12 protein-coding genes and 1 tRNA gene are annotated in these 17,118 nt (G+C 57.4%); 7 read left to right on the top strand and 6 right to left on the bottom strand.

Features of this window, described 5'->3' with window-relative positions; translation table 11 throughout:
• Window positions 1–224 precede the first annotated feature (224 nt).
• Both ACVW0C_RS00455 and moaA read left to right on the top strand, forming a co-directional pair.
• On the top strand, window positions 225–2,132 hold the full coding sequence (locus ACVW0C_RS00455) for a cation:proton antiporter (RefSeq protein ID WP_457383958.1): 1,908 nt from the start codon (window positions 225–227) through the stop codon (window positions 2,130–2,132).
• Between the two features lie 198 nt (window positions 2,133–2,330).
• Window positions 2,331–3,308 (top strand): GTP 3',8-cyclase MoaA, encoded by a 978-nt coding sequence (gene moaA / locus ACVW0C_RS00450; RefSeq protein ID WP_011434340.1) that lies wholly within the window; start codon window positions 2,331–2,333, stop codon window positions 3,306–3,308.
• On the opposite strand, the gene ACVW0C_RS00445 is transcribed toward moaA, so the two are convergent.
• Window positions 3,305–4,669: a CRTAC1 family protein gene (locus ACVW0C_RS00445; protein WP_457383957.1), complete on the bottom strand. Its 1,365-nt coding sequence runs from the start codon at window positions 4,667–4,669 to the stop codon at window positions 3,305–3,307. The two genes, moaA and ACVW0C_RS00445, sit on opposite strands and share 4 nt — an antisense overlap.
• An 87-nt stretch (window positions 4,670–4,756) precedes the next feature.
• Here ACVW0C_RS00445 and rpsT point away from each other — a divergent pair, with 87 nt between their 5' ends.
• The gene (rpsT, locus tag ACVW0C_RS00440; protein WP_414355736.1) at window positions 4,757–5,086 is read left to right on the top strand and encodes a 30S ribosomal protein S20; all 330 of its coding nucleotides are present in this window, start codon (window positions 4,757–4,759) and stop codon (window positions 5,084–5,086) included.
• Between the two features lie 123 nt (window positions 5,087–5,209).
• Window positions 5,210–6,421 (top strand): RNA-guided endonuclease InsQ/TnpB family protein, encoded by a 1,212-nt coding sequence (locus tag ACVW0C_RS00435; RefSeq protein ID WP_457384030.1) that lies wholly within the window; start codon window positions 5,210–5,212, stop codon window positions 6,419–6,421.
• A 64-nt stretch (window positions 6,422–6,485) separates the two neighbouring features.
• On the opposite strand, the gene ACVW0C_RS00430 is transcribed toward ACVW0C_RS00435, so the two are convergent.
• Window positions 6,486–6,923, bottom strand: a complete 438-nt coding sequence (locus ACVW0C_RS00430) for a hypothetical protein (RefSeq protein WP_414329770.1) — start codon at window positions 6,921–6,923, stop codon at window positions 6,486–6,488.
• Between the two features lie 209 nt (window positions 6,924–7,132).
• Between ACVW0C_RS00430 and ACVW0C_RS00425 the strand changes: the two genes are divergently transcribed.
• Window positions 7,133–7,205 (top strand) — tRNA-Arg (locus tag ACVW0C_RS00425).
• A 13-nt stretch (window positions 7,206–7,218) separates the two neighbouring features.
• Here ACVW0C_RS00425 and ACVW0C_RS00420 read toward each other — a convergent pair.
• Window positions 7,219–9,879, bottom strand: a complete 2,661-nt coding sequence (locus tag ACVW0C_RS00420) for a sensor histidine kinase (RefSeq protein WP_457383956.1) — start codon at window positions 9,877–9,879, stop codon at window positions 7,219–7,221.
• Window positions 9,880–10,789: 910 nt separating this feature from the next.
• Between ACVW0C_RS00420 and ACVW0C_RS00415 the strand changes: the two genes are divergently transcribed.
• Window positions 10,790–12,790 carry a primary-amine oxidase gene (locus ACVW0C_RS00415; RefSeq protein WP_457383955.1) on the top strand — a complete coding sequence of 667 codons (2,001 nt, stop codon included), beginning with the start codon at window positions 10,790–10,792 and terminating at the stop codon, window positions 12,788–12,790.
• Between the two features lie 181 nt (window positions 12,791–12,971).
• Here the strand turns inward: ACVW0C_RS00415 and ACVW0C_RS00410 are convergent, their stop codons facing one another.
• Window positions 12,972–13,229, bottom strand: coding sequence for a DUF3146 family protein (locus tag ACVW0C_RS00410; protein WP_414329773.1), 258 nt, complete (start codon window positions 13,227–13,229; stop codon window positions 12,972–12,974).
• Window positions 13,230–13,458: 229 nt separating this feature from the next.
• Window positions 13,459–13,800 carry a DUF3155 domain-containing protein gene (locus ACVW0C_RS00405; RefSeq protein ID WP_049749658.1) on the bottom strand — a complete coding sequence of 114 codons (342 nt, stop codon included), beginning with the start codon at window positions 13,798–13,800 and terminating at the stop codon, window positions 13,459–13,461.
• Window positions 13,801–14,627: 827 nt separating this feature from the next.
• Here ACVW0C_RS00405 and ACVW0C_RS00400 point away from each other — a divergent pair.
• Window positions 14,628–15,119 (top strand): DUF4168 domain-containing protein, encoded by a 492-nt coding sequence (locus tag ACVW0C_RS00400; protein ID WP_414329775.1) that lies wholly within the window; start codon window positions 14,628–14,630, stop codon window positions 15,117–15,119.
• Here ACVW0C_RS00400 and ACVW0C_RS00395 read toward each other — a convergent pair.
• Entirely contained in the window at window positions 15,109–16,923 is a 1,815-nt protein-coding gene (locus ACVW0C_RS00395; protein WP_457383954.1) for a response regulator, read from the bottom strand. The genes ACVW0C_RS00400 and ACVW0C_RS00395 overlap by 11 nt on opposite strands.
• Window positions 16,924–17,118: the final 195 nt, after the last annotated feature.

The raw sequence follows: 17,118 nt of genomic DNA, 5'->3' as shown, positions 1-17,118 counted from the left end.
TTGTCAGCAACTTTTAACAAAAATTTCCACTGAGTTTCCGTCCAGCTTCCTCTGAATCCAGGCTGGATCTGAATCCGGGCTGGGCCAGCCGGGATCCTCGGGGGCAGCAGGGTGCAGAGCTTGAAGCCGAGTTCTTCGCTCTGTCCGAGATGCCAGAGGAAGCATTATCGTGGAAGAATCCTCAGGATTGGCTACAAAAGTTCACATTCCTCGGTGAGTGCCCTGTGCAGGAAGACTTTCGTCTGATTTTGGACATTGTGACGGTATTGGCGGCAGCGGCAGCGGGTGGATTTTTGGCCTCACTGCTGAGGCAGCCGGTGTTGCTGGGCTACTTATTAGCCGGGATCTTAGTGGGGCCCACCGGGCTGGGGTGGATCAAAGAGTTGGTTCAGGTGGAAACCCTGGCTCAATTTGGGGTGACCTTTTTGCTGTTCACCTTGGGGGTGGAGTTTTCCCTGAAAGAATTGCGCAAAGTGCGGGGGATCGCCGTTGGCGGCGGCATTTTGCAAATCAGCCTGACGATTTTGATCACGGCGGTGCTGGCAGTGGTCAGCGGCTGGTTGACGCCGGTGCAAGGGATCTTTTTAGGGGCCGTACTCTCCTTGTCTTCCACGGCGGTGGTGCTCAAAAGCCTCACCGAGACCAACCAGATGGACACTCCCCAAGCCCAGGCCATGCTGGGGATCCTGATTGTGCAAGATTTGGCGGTGGGGCTGATGTTGGCGGTGTTGCCGGCTTTGGACTCTCCCCTGCCGGAGCTGGCGGGATCCCTGGTCAAGTCGGTAGCGGAAATTGGCCTGGTGGGGCTGGGGGCAGTGGTGAGTGGCATTTGGCTCGTTCCGGCCTTCTTGCGGCTTTTGGCTCAGCAGGAGAGCAAAGAGGTGTTTTTGCTGGGGGTGATCAGCCTCTGCGTGGGGATTGCCCTGTTGACGGAGCGGCTGGGCATTTCCAGCGAGATTGGGGCTTTCATTGCCGGTCTGATGATCTCGGAGGTGGAGTACGCCGACCAAACCCTGGACTATGTAGAGCCTTTGCGAGATGTGTTTGCTGCTCTCTTTTTTGCGGCCATCGGCATGCTCATCGATCCCAGCTTTATCCTCGGCCATCTGTTGCTGATCCTGGGGCTGGTGGGTCTGGTGATGGTGGGCAAGTTTTGCATCGTGGCTCCCTTGGCGCGGCTGTTTGGTTACACTCTGCCGGCAGCGGTGGTGGTGGGGCTGGGCTTATCGCAAATCGGCGAATTCTCCTTTGTGCTGGCCAGCGAGGGGCAGGCGTTGGGGTTGGTGTCGCGGCAGATCTATTTGTTGATTGTCAGCACCACAGCCGTTACCCTTCTGCTCACTCCCTTTCTGCTGAGGGGCGCTCCTCGACTGTTTTCCGGGCTACACGGGATCCCCTTCTTGGCCCGCTGGTTGGAATCGGGCGAGCGGCCCCGCGCTTTGGCCCCCGATGCTCCTCAACAGGGGCACGTGGTGGTGTGCGGCTATGGGCAGGTGGGGCAAGACATTGTGCGCATTCTCGAAGCCCGTCGTCACCCCCTCTTGGTCATTGATCAATCAGAACGGGTGATCCAACACCTGCGTTCCCGTGGGATCCCTTACCTCTACGGAAATGCGGCCAGCCCGTTGGTGCTGGAGAAAGCTTGCCTGCCCCAGGCCCGCGCCCTGGTCATTGCTCTGCCGGATCGCATGAGCATCCGCCTCTGCCTGAAACGAGCTCTGGAGTTGGCGCCGCAATTGGATGTGGTGGTGCGAGCTACCGACAAGGAAGACATCGAACAGCTCTATCAGTTGGGGGCCAGAGAAGTCGTCCACCCCGAATTTGAGGCCAGCCTGGGGCTGTGCAGCCATGTGTTGCTGGAGTTGGGAGAACCCCCAGACATCATTCAGCAGGAGATCCTGGCCATTCGCAGCAGCCACTACCGCGATCTGCGCCCTCTCCACCCCAGTTGTCTGATCCCCGCGCCTGTCAGTTGGCTGACACCGCCGGCCCCACCTCCCTCTCCCCCCCTCCCCGCCAATGCCAACGGCAGCCACGACAGCCACCCACCTGAGTCTGTGCTGGCCTGGTGGGAACGCTGGCAGCGGCCTGTTCAACCCGAATGGGCAGGGATCCCTGGCTCTGCCGAGTAGAGATTTGCACCTCAATCTTCGTAGTATCCTGCAAACTGGAGGTGTGGCCACTGCAAGTTGCAAGCCTCGGGACAGTTCCCCCGCTGCCTTTGCGGATGGAGACGCTGGGAGGTTTTCCAGAGGCAACGGAAAGGGTCCTCGGCGTTGCTCGGCACTCTGGGGGGAGGGGTGCCCCATCTGTTTCTGGCATAGGTTGCCATGCCGACCGTTAACTATCTGCGCATCAGCTTGATCGATCGCTGCAATTTCCGCTGCCAGTACTGCATGCCTGACGAGGCGGAGTTGACGTGGCTGCAAGCCCCAGAGCGTTTAACGGATGAGGAAATCCTCACGTTGGTTCGAGAGGTGTTTTTGCCGTTGGGGATCGATTGCTTTCGCCTCACCGGCGGCGAACCCCTGCTCAGGCCGGGGCTGGAGCACCTCATCCGGGCTCTATGCAGCCTGCCTGGGGTGAGAGATGTGGCCCTTACCACCAACGGCTTCAACCTCAGCCAAAAGGCCCAACTCCTCTATGAAGCGGGGTTGCGCCGCATCAACATCAGCTTTGATTCCCTCAACCCCGAGACCTTTCGACTGATCACGGGGCGGGATCGCTGGCGGCAGGTCTGGGCCGGGATCCAAGTTGCCCACCAAGTGGGGTTCGATCCCCTCAAGTTGAATGTGGTGGTGATCCCTGGGCTCAACGAATCGGAAGTGGAAGATCTGGCTGCCCTTACTCTGGAGCGACAATGGCATGTGCGCTTCATCGAGTTTATGCCCATTGGCAATGCCGCCCTCTTTCAGCAGGCCGGCTGGGTGGAGTCTGAGGTGCTGCGACAGCGAATTCGCGCTCGCTTTGGCCTGGAACCCGGGTTTGTGGCCGGCAATGGGCCGGCAGATGTGTTTCGCATCCCAGGGGCAAAAGGCACCTTGGGCTTTATCAGCCAGATGTCGGAGTGCTTTTGCGATCGATGCAACCGCATGCGGCTATCCAGCGACGGTTGGCTGCGCCCTTGCCTGCTCAACGAATCCGGCCAAATCAACCTGCGGGATCCGCTGCGAGCTGGGATCCCTGCCGAAAGGCTAAGACAGCAGGTGCGAGAACTGCTGGACATCAAGCCGGACATCAACTTCAAAGGACGGGACACCGGCAGCCAGGGATCCTACCGGCGCACCATGTCTCAGATTGGCGGCTAGCGGGGATAAGGGATCCGCAAAAGCTGGTTGACCGGTGGGTGGGCCACCTGCAACTGTTTCCCATCCGGCCACTGGATCTGGATTTCCTTGACCCCTGTTTCGGATCCCAGGCCAAAGTGGGCCACCGGCTCCATCTGACAGAGGTAGCCGCTGCCGGCGTCGATGGCCTGGATCTGGGTACGGGTGGAGGTGAGCAGCCTTACCAACGCGCCGCGGGCCGGGGCTCCCTGGCGGGTGAGGGGCAGAACCCTCAGCCAGTTGTTGGCATTGGCCTGAGGGCGATAGAAGCTGAGAGGCTGGGCGCCAGACTCCCCATGGGCAATCAACAATTCTAGACGACCATCCCCATCCACATCGGCCACCGCTGCTCCTGTCCCCAATCCCTGCGGCTCGGCAGCATCTCCAATGTCGATGGCTTGCCAACGGCCTGAGCGCCAAGCAAACAGACGGTTGGGCTCGCCGATGTTGTTGAAAAACAGCTCTGGGTAGCCGTCGTTGTCGAAGTCGGCAGCGATGACCGTGCGAATGCGGGAGGGCCTAGCCAACTCCGGGGGGGCTACATCCTTAAAAAAACCGCCGGGGGTCTGGATCCAGAGGCGATGGGGGCCTTCCCAGTTGCCATAGAGCAAATCCAGCCGTCCATCCCCATCCAGATCCACCGCTGCCACGCCGCGCCCATGCTCGTCGGGATCTGCTAGGCCCACCTCAGCGGCAATCTCTTCAAAGGTGCCATCTCCCCGGTTGCGAAACAGAAAGTTAGGTCCCTGCTCATTGACGGCAAAAATGTCCATCCGCTGCGAGACCAAGGGCACGGCCACCAACCCCCGCCCGCCCGTCACCCGATTGAGTCTCGCTTCTGGCGCCACATCGGCGATCATTTGGTTAGGGCCCAACTCGTAGAGGCGCATAGGGCCGCCGTAGTTGGCTACGAAAAATCCATAGCTCCCCTGGCCAAGACGATCCACACAAGCTACAGAGCGACCTGCGGTCAAGTTGAGGGCATCTTGGTTTTGCGGCAGGGAGAACAGGTCCACCCAGGCGGATCCCTGCCAGTCGAAGAGGCGATCCCCAAAGCGCTTGCGCCCGCCGAAGGTATCGGTGTTCAAGACATAAAGTTCTTCCTGCCCGTCTCCGTCAAAGTCGGCGGCAGCCACCCCAATTGCCATGCGCCCTGCATCGGCCAGGGTGTCGTCTGCTTGATCCACCAGGGCTTGCCCATCCCACTTCAAGACTCGATTGGAGCCGCGGAACCCGCACACAAACAGCTCAAAGGCCCCATCCCGATCCAAATCGCAAGCGGCAACCCCGTAGAAAAGGGCAGGTGGGTTGAAGCGGATCTGCGAGCTGCAATCTTGAAACATGGGGATCCCATCGGAGAACAATAGGAACTGGTGGAGCTTCCAGCTCTGATGGTATGCTGGATCTTCACTGGAACTTCCCCTTCAACCATGCCACGCATCAAATCTGCCATCAAGCGCGTTCAGATCGCAGAGCGGAATCGGCTGCGCAACAAAGCCACCAAAGCAATGGTGCGCGCTCTGATGAAGAAAGTGATCTCCCTCTCGGCTGCCTACGCTGCCAACCCACAGCAAGAAACTCTGCAGGAAATCCAGGCGGCGATGAGTGCTGCTTTCAGCCGCATTGATAAAGCTGCCAAAACCGGCGTCCTGCACAAAAACACAGCCGCTCGTCGTAAGGCTCGGCTGGCCCGGATTGTGAAGCTATCTGTGGCTTCCTCGGAAAAATCCCAGGCTGAGGCTTTGGGTGGGCGTGATTGACTTCTCCTGCTGCTTCGGAAGTGGTGCTTGTGCGGGATTTCAGCTAGAAATCGCAGGAGCCCCGCACTGTACCCGTAGGGTCAGTGCCGTGAGGAATGCGCTTTGATGAAGTACAATGGACTTATGAGCCAAGTCCTGACCGTCTCCTGTAAGCTCAAGGCGTTCCCGTCACAAGCCGCCAAATTGGACGCGACGATGGATGTCTTTGTGCAGGCATTGAACTGGGTCAACCAGAACACGCCGGAGAAGATCGTCAACGCGGTTAAACTGCAATCCCTTTGCTACTACGAGATTCGAGCTCGGTTCGGCTTGTCCAGTAACTTGGCTCAACAGGTGTGCAGACGGGTGGCGGGCGCTCGCAAAGTGGCGAGACAGAGCAACCGTCCGGTTAAAGAGTTCAAGCGTAGGTTCGTTACCTACGACGCACGTATCTTTTCATTCCGCGAGAAAGACTGGACGGTGTCGCTGACCACGGTTGAAGGGAGAGAACGCTTTGAGCTAGCCATTGGTAACTACCAGAGGGGAATGCTGGCTGGTTCCAACCCCAAATCTGCCACCCTGGTCAAGCGCAAAGATGGCTCCTACTACATCCAGATTTGCGTAGAGAAAAAACCACCCAAGCAACAAGATACCGACAAGGTGATCGGGGTGGACTTGGGGAGGACAGATATTGCCCATACGTCAGAGGGGGACAACTGGAATGGACAGCAGTTGAACAGAGTCCGCGACCACTACTCCCGGTTGAGGGCGGTACTCCAACGCAAAGCCAGTAAGGGCACACGCAGTTCGCGGCGCAGATGCAGAGAACTGTTGCAACGGCTGTCTGGCAAGGAGAGACGCTTTCAAGTGTGGGTCAATCATCGCATCTCCAAAGCTATTGTCTCTAGGGCAAAGGTCACAAACAGCGCTATTGCTCTGGAAGACCTGACAGGGATCCGGGAAAGGGTCAATCAACAGCCACGCAGCAAAGCTGAGCGCCGCAGAACCAATAACTGGGCGTTCTACCAGCTTAGGATGTTCGTGGTCTACAAGGCTGCCATTGCCGGAGTACCTGTGGTGCTGGTTCCGCCTGCCTACACGTCGCAGACCTGCCACCGGTGTTTGCACATTCATCCCGACCCTGCGCAATCCTATCGCAGTGGAAAGAAGTTTAAGTGTGGACACTGTGGATGGGAAGGGGATGCGGATTTGAATGGTGCGAATGTGATTGCGCTTTTGGGGGCTGTCGTAAACCAGCCTAGAGGTTCGGGCCTGTTTTGTTCTCTGGTAGAGCAGAGCAGGCTCAGGGCTACTGAAAGCCCGCTCCGTAACGCTTTAGCGGTCGGAGTCGGGTAGTTTACCCGCACGCAAACGAGATTTTGCCTCGGTGCCGGCAGGGATCCCAAGTAGCAGCCAAAACCTAATCTTGAGTATCCAACCTGCGCACCAACCAGCGCCGCAGCGGATGCCACACCGGCAAGGATAGGATCCAGCGGGATTGCTGCTCCAGCATGAGACGCTCCACCGGATACAGGCCGAACAGCTCATAGCGGCTTTGGGCAATCAGGATCCCCATCGTGAAGCTGACACAGAGCAATAACCCCAAGGTGGGCCATCCTGGGCGGTGAAACAAGGCATATCGCAGGCCCGTCCAAGTAAAGTAATCCCACAGGCGGGCTATATCCGCTCGCAAAGCCCAAAGGCTAGGGATCCCGACTACCAGCCACAGCAGGCCCAGAAAGATGAAGCTACCGCCGTGGTAGAGGCGCAACAGGCGCTTGGCTGCCGGAGACAGGGATTGAGTGCCGGAAGAAGCTTTCTTTCGCCCAACTGAGCCAGGATCAGGGAGCAATGGCATGGGGATCCCGATGTTCAACACCTCAAAACCCATTTTGGCCGGGTCTGCGCCGGGAAAGCTCGGTCACATGGGATCCCGCCCTGGCTCCCCAAGGCAAACCGCGCAATTTGCCCAAGCAACACTGCGGAAATCCAAGCCAGAGGCAGGTGGGCAGGGTTGGGGATTGGGAACTGGGTCGGGGATATAATGGCTCTGCATCCTTTTCTTCGGCCTTGCTAGCTCAATGGATAGAGCACCGACCTTCTAAGTCGATGGTTGCAGGTTCGAGTCCTGCGCAAGGCGCTGGCCTTGCCCTCTAAGCCTTGCTTGGGGTTTCCGACAAGCTGCCCTGATGGGGGCACCACACCTGAACCATCACCTGCCGAGAGTGGCTTTCTACCCGCAGGGATCCGCCCATCAGCTTCACTGCCTTTTGAACCAGCGATAGACCCAAGCCCGTTCCCCCGGCGTTGCGGCAATCCAACTGGGGGAGGCGATAGAACTTTTCAAAAAGGCGGGGCAACGCTTCTGCAGGAATTTCCACCCCTGTATTGCGCACCGTGATCAGCCAGCCGGGACGGCCATTGGAGTTAGCCTGGCTCACACTCAAATAGATGCTTTCCCCAGTGGGGGTGTACTTACACGCATTGTTTAAAAGCTCGCTGACCACCCGCGACAAGAGGCTCTCATCCGTGCAGAGGGGCCAAAGGTCGGGATCCCATTCCACCTGAAACTGTTGGCCCTGTTGGGCAGCTCGCAGCCGGAAGGGCTCGCAAAGATTGGGGATCCACTCCTGGGGAGATAAACAGGTAAGTCTGAGGGCTTTGTTTCCGGACTCGATGGCTTGCAATTCCAACAGGTCGTTGATTAACTCCAGCTCGCGGTTGGTCTCCATCTCCAAAATTTGAAAGTAGCGCCTTTCCCGCTCGGTTAGGTTGGCTTTGGATAAAAACCCAATAGCCAGCTTCATGTTGGTGAGAGGTGTGCGCATTTCGTGGGAGACCATGTGCAGAAACTCATCTTTGAGTTGGTTGAGCTCCTGCAACTGCTGCACCTGGCGCTGGATCGTTTGATAAAGACGTGCTTGCCGAATGGCAAGGGCACATTGGCCGGCTACCCGTTGGATGAGCTGTTGTTCCCGCTCGGTAAATATCTGCCCCGGTGGACGGGAGCCACAAATATTCCCCAAAACAAGCAGTTCCTCGTGTTGAGCTGTCAGATCCCTTTTGTCGCAAATGGGAGCGATGATCAGGGTGTAGCGGTCGTGGTTGGGCCAGCAGGGGTGATGGAAGTTGCTCAATTGGCAGAGCTGTCCGCGCTGGAGCTGACGAAGCACATGGGCGAAATCCGCAAACGAAACCTCCAGGGGGAAGCGCCGGATCCCTTCTCCGGCCAAATAGTCCACCGCCAAAACGCTGACCTGCCGCTCTGGGTCATGAAGGGCAATGGTGCAATTGGATAGGTTCAAGCTCAGGGCCAGTTCTCGGGCTACCGTTTCCAAGATTTTTTGTTCATCCAAAGTGGAGCGAATTTCTTCGGTGATGAGCTGGAGTAGCGCTTCGTCGTTGTAAGCTTGTTCGAGCTCTGCATTGCGCACCCGTACTTGGTAATCCAATTCGGCATTGGTCTGCTGCAGCTTTTGATAAAGTTCTGACCGCTGAATGGCCACCGCCAGGTGATCCCCAATGGCCTTGGCCAGCTCGATCTCGTCGGTTTGCCAATCCGGATCTGAGGTCAGGCGCCGCAGGGACAGGGCACCCCACACTTTTCCCTGGCAAGCCACTGGGATCACCAGCCAAGGGCCCAGGTGGTATTCTCGCTTCTCATAAATGGCAAAGGGATCCAAAACTTGCTCGGGATCCGGCGCATGAAAAACTTGCAGCTGCTTCAAGTATTGGATGGCCACAATGTCTGGACTATCCGGGATGTGCAGGTGAAGGGCAGTGGGCAGATCAGGCGATTGGACGTAGCTGGCAACACCTAACCATACAGCCTCAGCCGGCAGGTACTGGTAAAGGGTAACCCGTGCTGCCTGTAACACTGCCCTCACTTCCCGGACTGCCACATCAAACAGGGTGGGCAAGTCGAGCGAGGCGTTGATGGCCTGAATGAGCTGGCTGAACAGCCTTTCTCGCTGCAATTGCCGCTGCAGCTTCAGCTCGGCTTGCTTACGAGGGGTGATGTTTCTAATGATCATCAGGACTTGATCTTCCCCATAGGGGGCGATGCGAGCCTGCCGATATTGGGGCTGAGGGGATCCCTCTGGGCAGGGGTACTCGATCTCTTGAGCTTGCCGGGTTGCCAGGGCCAGCTCCAGATGCTCGCGAATGGCTTGGGCTGTGGGCTCTGCCGCACCGGTGCAACCGGTATCAGGAAACAGCTCTTCAGGAGTTTTGCCCAGGTAGTAGGCAGGGGGATGGGGGACAGAAAAATGGCTGGGCGGCTTGAACTCCAGACATCGGCCCTGGCGATCCAGACGAAGCAGCATGTCGGGCAGGGCTTCCAGGAGCTGGCGATAGTGGCGCTCTCGCTCGGCCAAGGTGATCTCTAATTGCTTGCGCTCGCTGATATCCAGGGTCACGCCGACAATCTCGCCGGGATCCCCTTTCGGCCCCAGCAGGACAACCCCCTGGGAAAGCTGCCAGCGCATCTGGCCGTCGGCCTGGTAAACCCGATATTCCACCGAAAAGTTGGGATCCCCCTCTACCGCCCTGGGCCCAAGCGTCTGCAAAGCTTCTCTCACCCTTTGGCGATCTTCCGGGTGAACGTGCTGCAAAAACACTTCCAGGGTGAAATCTTGGCCGGGATCCAGCCCGTATTTGGCCTTGCACTGGGGAGAAGCACTCAACTCCCAGGTGCACAGATCCAGTTGCCAATAGCCCAGTTGGGTGGCTTCTAAGGCCAAATAGAGATGCTCCGGATAAAAGCTGCCGTCTCCTGGCCGCACCGGCACCAGGCGGTATCGAGTTGAAGCCATCTCCCTCACCAGACGGTTAATTTGCCGCAAGCCCTGCCTCATTGTGGACGATTTTCAGGAGACGTGAGGGATCCTACTATTCGAATTGCCAGAAATTCCTAACCTTAAGCATGGCTTCAGAATGACTTTGGAAATGTATTCTTTGACACCAACCCTTCAGCCTGAGCTAGGCTTCAAACCCACGGGGAGAAGGCTACCCTGCTGATGCGACCGGGGAACTCTGGGCCGGGCTTGTGGGAAGGGGGGGTGCCTCTGCTATAGTGATGGTCGGTTGCGTTTCGGATCCCAAGCAGTGGGATCCCCCTGGCAGGTAGGGTCGGGGCAGGTTTCGAGACATTTTTGCGTTTTCGGGAGAGGTCGACGTTGGGTTGTGCCTTCTCGGTGTGAGCTTGCCCTTAGCCTGCGTGAAGCGTTTCTTCTTTTTTATGCTTTCCTGTGCAACGTTAAGCCTGACGTTTAATCACAGAAAACTTCTCCTGCTCTCGAGTTTGGGTTTATCTGTAGTAAGACCTGTATTCAGATTTTCCCGATGGGTTGACGGTTTCCTGTTCGCCCTGGCGCGGCTTCTCAAGGTGCCGTTGCCCTCTTCATTTGGTTAGCGGACGGGGAAACAGAAGATTGCTAGATCTGGACAATTAGCAGGGCCGAGGTTGTCTTCACTTCCTTGGGCTTTGGCTTAAGTTTTCCTTTCCCCGGGTATCTCTTGCAAAGTTGCCCGATGTTGGCGATGGCAACAGGATAGTCTGTTTAGCCTGCTGTTAGGTTTTCTGGATTCTCTGAGTTGGGTTGATGGGCTGGCCCGCGGCATGGCGAGCGAAGGGATCCCCTTGACCTTTCTCAGCAGACTTCTCCCTATTTTTTCCTAGCTCAACTCAATCATTTTCCAACCGAAGAATTCAAGGTTATTGCTGTGGTTTGTAAAGTTTCTCCCAGTTTGGATCGACATAGCCAGTCGAGTGAATCTGCTTTGCTTGGCCAGGCTTCATTGCCCCAAGGCCACCCCTTGGATCCCCTCAGTGCTGAGGAGATGCGGCAAGTGGTGCAGATCCTGCGCCGGCAACGGCCCCTCAGTTCTCAGGGGCGCTTTGTAACCATCCAGCTACAAGAGCCGGAGCGGCCTTGGATGGAAGCGTGGCAGCCGGGGCAGCCGTGGGATCGGCAGGCTTTTGTGGTGCTGTTGGATCCGGCCAGTGGCAACACCTACGAAGCCGTGGTCTCTCTGTCAACACAGCAGGTGCGCTCTTGGCAGCTCATTGCGGGCGTGCAGCCCCCTCTGCTCGACGATGAGGTGTACGCCTGCGACCGCCTGCTCAAGGAGGATCCCCAATTTTTGGCGGCTCTGCAGCGGCGGGGGATTGCCGATGTGGATTTGGTGATGGTGGACTACTGGACGGTGGGCTACTTTGGGATCCCGGAAGAAGAAGGGCGGCGGCTGGTGCGAGGCTTTTGTTTCCTACGTACTTCCCCTTGCGACAACGGCTATGCCCGCCCCATCGAGGGGCTCTACCCCTGGATTGACCTCAACCGCATGCAAGTTGTCAAGGTGGAGGATCGGGGTCTGTGGCCCTTGCCGCCGGAGTCCGGTAACTTCGACGAGCTGTTTTTCAAAGATTTTCGCCAAGACTTGAAGCCGCTAGAAATCACTCAGCCCCAAGGGGTGAGCTTCCAGGTGGACGGCCACCACATCCGCTGGCAGAAGTGGGATCTGCGCATCAGCTTTAACCCGCGAGAGGGGCTCGTCCTCCACCAGGTGAGCTACGAGGATCAAGGCCGCCTTCGCCCCATTCTCTACCGCGCCTCGGTAGCCGAGATGGTGGTGCCCTACGGGGATCCGCGGGATCCCCACTGTCGCAAAAATGCCTTCGATGTGGGGGAATACGGCATTGGCATGCAGGCCAATTCCCTGCAGCTGGGCTGCGACTGCTTGGGAGAGATCTACTACTTCGATGCCTGGTTGCCCACCAACAGCGGCGAGCCCATGCTTTTGAAAAATGCCGTCTGTATGCACGAGGAGGACTTTGGGGTGCTCTGGAAGCACACCGACTGGCGCACGGAACGGGCGCAGGTGCGGCGCTCGCGGCGGTTGGTGCTTTCCTTTTTCACCACCATTGGCAACTACGACTACGGCTTTTTCTGGTACTTCTACCAGGATGGCACGCTGGAGTTTGAAGCCAAGCTCACCGGCATCATCAACACTTGCGCCACGTTGCCGGGGGAAGAGCCGGAGTTTGGCGTCTTGGTGGCACCCCAATTGTCTGGCCTCAACCACCAGCACTTTTTCACCGTTCGCCTGGATATGGCAGTGGATGGGCCGTGCAACTCCCTCTATGAAGTGCATGCAGAACCTCTGCCTCTGGGGCCGGATAACCCTCACGGCAACGCCTTTCGCGCCCGCTCCACCCTGCTCAAAACCGAGCAGGAGGCTAAGCAAACGGTGGATCCCTTGCGGGGCCGCTATTGGAAGATTGTCAACCCCAATCGCCACAACCGCCTGGGACAGCCGGTGGCCTACAAACTGATGCCGGGGGAAAACGTCCAGCTTTTGGCCCACCCCGACTCTTGGCTGTACCGACGGGCAGGATACCTGGCCCACCACCTCTGGGCCACGCCCTACCATCCCGGCGAGAAGTTCCCAGCAGGGGACTACCCCAACCAACACCCCGGTGGCGAAGGGCTGGTGAAATGGACGCAAGCGAACCGATCCCTGGAAAACACCCGCCTGGTGCTCTGGTATAGCTTTGGCTGCAATCACTTCCCCCGCACCGAGGACTGGCCAGTGATGCCGGCTAGCTACATCGGCTTTATGCTCAAGCCCCTGGGCTTCTTTGAGTGCAACCCAGCTCTGGATGTGCCTCCTCCCCCGCCGAAGACCAAAGGCTGCTGCAGCTTTATTGACTACCCCCCTGCCTAGAGGGCGAGGATTCTTTCAAGTGCGAACAGCTTGGGCGCGACAGGAGTGAGAGGGGAGGCACTCTTCGCCCACGGGGCTTGAGACCTGGTTTCTGGGTCACCGTAGCAGGTGCCTTCCATTGCTCAGCCCCGGTCTTTGGTGCTGGGCAAAAGCTCTGCTCAGATCTGCTCAGATTGAGAGTTCACAAGCTGCTGCGAATCACAAACGAGTAGTTGCTGCCCGGTTCCAGCAGATAGTCGGATTTTTCCAGAAAACGGCTCAAGGGCTCGCAAATCAAAGCTCGCCCCACAGAAGGCTCCACTCTGAGTTCCCCGGCCCGAAAGCGCCAGCAAAAGCGCCAAACCCAACCATTGGCATTGACTTCCCCCTCTATGGCACCCTCTTGCCAAGAGCGGCGGGTAATTTGGATGTGGGCAGTGGTTTGAGGCAGTCGGCTCATCCGGCATCTCCCGACGGGATCCCTTGTAGGGTAGCGCGTGGCTCCCTCGCTGCCGCCAGCAGGTCGAGTATGGCGAGTGAGGCAGCAGGAGCTCAACCCGTGGGGAGGGATCCCCTAAATAGGGTCAGTTCTTTTGATTTTCTTGATTTTCTGAGAGCGGCTGCAACAAACCCCCCAGGGTAGGGGGGCTGTTTCCTGGGCTCCTGCTGTAGGAAAAGCTGGCCAGAAGCTAGCGAGCGGCAGTTGCAAGGGTCTTCGAGGATTTTTTCTCTGGCTTTTCAGCCGCAACCTCTGCTAGCAAAGCTCGCAGGCTGGGAAAAAGGAAGTGGTTCTCCTCGACATATTGCGCGCCGAACAACCCCTTCTCCGCCCAGAAAAACCGATCAACTGTATGTTCATTTCGTCGCACCAAAATAAGTGCGGGGGGCTGAATAGACTTTTCCTGAATATACTTTCGAGCAGCGGTTACAGACTTCTCTTCACCACTGTCCAAATTAAATTGAGGAATGTGATCTAAAATTTTGCGCCCTTCCAGACGACGGCGACTCTTACGCTTTCTTCTCCTAACCAATGTAAGCCTCCTGTAGAAGGATGACCGAACAACCGCAACCGCAAAGAATATATCAGCGCTGCTTAAGAAAAGCAATAACTTTTACCCATTTTTGTTATCATCTTTTACAAAGGCGATAAAAACAGGAACTACCCCCAACGCCCACGAAGGGCTAGCTATGGGCGCGCCCTAAAAAATCCAATCAGAAACCCCGCAAAGACCGCCTATAAAAAGGGCCGGCGACTGGGCGCTCGCTAGGTTGACCCTTTATGTTGACCGTTTATATTGATGCTAGGTTGACCGTTGACATTGATGGGAATCCAGTGGCTCTGACGCCTACAAAGAAAGTCAGGTGCCGACGTAGGATATCCTCATCAAGTTTGCCCTCAAGTTTAACATTAACAGAAACGATACTCAACAGAACATATACCTAAACTCAGATTTAAGAGGCTCCTCCTTGGGTTGAGGTGCTGAGTCAATTGCAAGTCTGAAGCTGCTTAACTGCCGAGAAAGAAGGGCACTCCAGTGCCAGGCTACCCTCGAACAGTGCACTATAAGTGTATCAGCTAAGTCTACAACCAACTTCTTGTTTCTACAAGAGATCCCCAGCATGTCCACACAGCCCTTTCGCGAGTTCATCCTGGGAGCCCTGGAGTGAGGAGTTCTGGTACCGTAGGGATTGGATGGATCGCGCCTCAGGTGCCGGCAAGCTGGGATGAGCTTGATGGGCACTCAGGACTGCGTTGAACCGATTAGACGGAATTCAGGCATCTTGCTAGTCTGGCTTCAGGTTTGGCTGCACCTCAAGGGCTTAGGTCTATCTTGTCTGGGTTTGGGGAGTTTTGGGCATGATGAAATTCGCGTTGCTGATGGGCCTGGGACTCAGCTTGGGATCCCTGCCGGCTTGGGCACAGGGAGCAACCCCGTCGCCTGGCCCTGCTGCAACTGCTTCTCCGACTTCGGGGGGGGCTCCGGCCACAGCAACTCCCAGCCCTGTGGCATCTCCAGCCCTGACCCCAGAGCAAGTCACCGATGCCCAGGTGGAACAGTTGGTGCGGATTCTGTTGGAGTTGGATCCCCTGATCCGGGAAGCGAGCGCCCAACTGCGGGAAACCCAGAACGAGGAGGAGTACGAGCAAATTATGCAGCGCACAGAAACCCAAGCCAGCCGCATTGTCGAGGAGCAAGGGCTGACAGTGCTTCAATACCGCGAATTGATGACCTTGGCCAACGAAAATCCTGTTCTCAACCAGCGGGTTCGGGCCCGCTTGCAAGAAGTTTTGCAGGAAGGGGAAGCTTCCAACTCTCCAAAGCCGGCTACCCCGACGCCTACACCCTAGGCTGAGCTGGCTTGCCTTGGCCAAAGGCAGGGAGAACCCGAGGCAGCCGCAAGGTAAAGCAGGTGTGGCTGGCCCCGCTGTTGAGGTGAATGCTTCCTTGCAACAGGCTTACCCGCTGCCGCACAAGGGCCAACCCCAACCCTGTCCCCCCTTGCCGCCAGGGATCCGCGCTGGGCACCCGATAGAACTTCTCAAATACCCGCTTTTGCTCTTCCAGGGGAATGGTTACGCCGGTGTTGAGGACTTGGATGTCCAGGTGGTCGGAATGGCAGGTGGCCTGAAGGCTGATCAGGTGCTCAGCAGGGGTGAATTTACATGCATTTTTCAGCAATTCCGCCAGCACCGACTTTAGCACTCCCGGCAGGGTAAAAATGGCAGGCAGTCCTGGAGGGATCCCAAGGCTGAAGCGCTGATGGTGACTATGGGCCTCCTGAGCAAAGGGCTCCGCGATCTGGGGCAACCACTCTTGCAGCTCCAACCAGCAGGGCCGCTGTGAACCGTTCGCGTTAGCGGGACGGAGTCCCTTGAGCATCTCCAACTGCTGCAGTTCCAGCAGATCCTCGACCAGTCTGATCTCCCGCTCACATTCGTTCTCCAACACCTTCAAGTACTGAGAGATCTTGGCCGGATCCGGGGATCGGGCAGCGCCCTGAGCAGGCAGCAGAACGGCGCTGAGCAGGCGGATGCCCATTTTCATGTTGGAAAGAGGAGTGCGCAGCTCGTGGGACACCGTGCTAAGGAAGTCATTTTTTAGGCAATCCAGCCGCTGCAATTCCTGTACCTGGCGCTCCAGTTGGGCGGTGCGGGCCTGTACCTTTTCTTCCAGGGTGCGGTTCAGCTCCTGAACCTGTTGGAACAATTCCGCCTGCTGAATGGCAATGGAGAGGTGATCGGCCAGGGCCAAGATCAGATCCTGATTGGTGGCCAGCCAACCGGGACGTGCCGTTTTCAGTTGCAGGCACAGGCTGCCCCAAAGGGTGGGGTGGGCCGAGTCAGATTCGGGGCTTTCGCCGCCGTAGAGCGGTACCAGCAGCCAACTGCCAGGATAGGCTTTGGCCATGGCGGAGATGTAGACCCAGCCTTTGGCTTGGTCGGCTGCCTCCAGCAACACCACTTTCCCCTGCTTCAGTTGCCGGGCAATGGGGCTTTCGGAATCGGGAATGAGACAGCCCAGGTAGCCATCCTGTTGAGTGCTGTACTCGGAGACAATACGCCAATGCTGTTGCTGAGGCTGATAGATGCTGATGCTTACCCGATCCGCCTCTAGCAAATGGCCTATCTCGCGGGTGACGGCAGCAAGGATTTGATCCAACTGCAAAGAAGTGGGAATGGCTCGGACGATGCGGTTCAGGGCTTGCTCGCGGGCCGCCTGTTGGCGTAGGTTCAACAAGTTCTGGCGGGCCTTGATCAGGTGTTGGATGCGCTGACGCATTATCGGCCAGTGAATGGGCTTGGTCATGTAGTCGCTGGCTCCGGCAGCAAAGGCTTTGTCTACGGAAGCTTGATCCTCGAGCGAGGTAATCATCAAGCAGGGCAGATTCGCATCCAAAGCCCGCAGGCGGCGACAACACTCGAACCCATCCGTGCCGGGCATGAGGGCGTCCAGCAGGGCAATTTGAGGCTGAGTTTGACCGAAGAGCAGCAAGGCTTGGTCGCCGTCTTCAGCCTCTGCCACTTGATAGCCTTCATGAACCAACAGGTGGGTCAAGTACCCGCGTATGCATGGGTCGTCATCGGCCAACAGTACTGTCGGCGAAGCATTTGTCAGCAGATGTCCAGGATTGGGGATGGGGGGAGATTGCACAAAATTCACTCCACAGAGTCGGCCATTCGCGACGGCGGTGCGAAGCACCAAGGCTTTCTTTGCACACAAAAGGGATCTCTAATCTGTCTCCAGCTTAATCTTTCGCGTTAGCGGTGCGGTTCCCGACGGGGTGCCGTAGGCATAGCACTTTCGCGCCCAGGCCGGGGATCCCTTGAACAGACCTATTTCCGTTAG

The sequence above is a fragment of the Thermostichus sp. OS-CIW-26 genome (assembly GCF_054058395.1).
This window is presented reverse-complemented; position numbering and strand designations above follow the sequence as displayed.

Excerpts from the sequence above, each read along its gene's own strand:
- ACVW0C_RS00445 (WP_457383957.1), bottom strand. The coding sequence starts at position 4,669 with ATGTTTCAAGATTGCAGCTCGCAGATCCGCTTCAACCCACCTGCCCTT.
- ACVW0C_RS00400 (WP_414329775.1), top strand. The coding sequence starts at position 14,628 with ATGATGAAATTCGCGTTGCTGATGGGCCTGGGACTCAGCTTGGGATCC.
- rpsT (WP_414355736.1), top strand. The coding sequence starts at position 4,757 with ATGCCACGCATCAAATCTGCCATCAAGCGCGTTCAGATCGCAGAGCGG.
- ACVW0C_RS00430 (WP_414329770.1), bottom strand. The coding sequence starts at position 6,923 with ATGCCATTGCTCCCTGATCCTGGCTCAGTTGGGCGAAAGAAAGCTTCT.
- ACVW0C_RS00420 (WP_457383956.1), bottom strand. The coding sequence starts at position 9,879 with ATGGCTTCAACTCGATACCGCCTGGTGCCGGTGCGGCCAGGAGACGGC.
- ACVW0C_RS00410 (WP_414329773.1), bottom strand. The coding sequence starts at position 13,229 with ATGAGCCGACTGCCTCAAACCACTGCCCACATCCAAATTACCCGCCGC.
- moaA (WP_011434340.1), top strand. The coding sequence starts at position 2,331 with ATGCCGACCGTTAACTATCTGCGCATCAGCTTGATCGATCGCTGCAAT.
- ACVW0C_RS00435 (WP_457384030.1), top strand. The coding sequence starts at position 5,210 with ATGAGCCAAGTCCTGACCGTCTCCTGTAAGCTCAAGGCGTTCCCGTCA.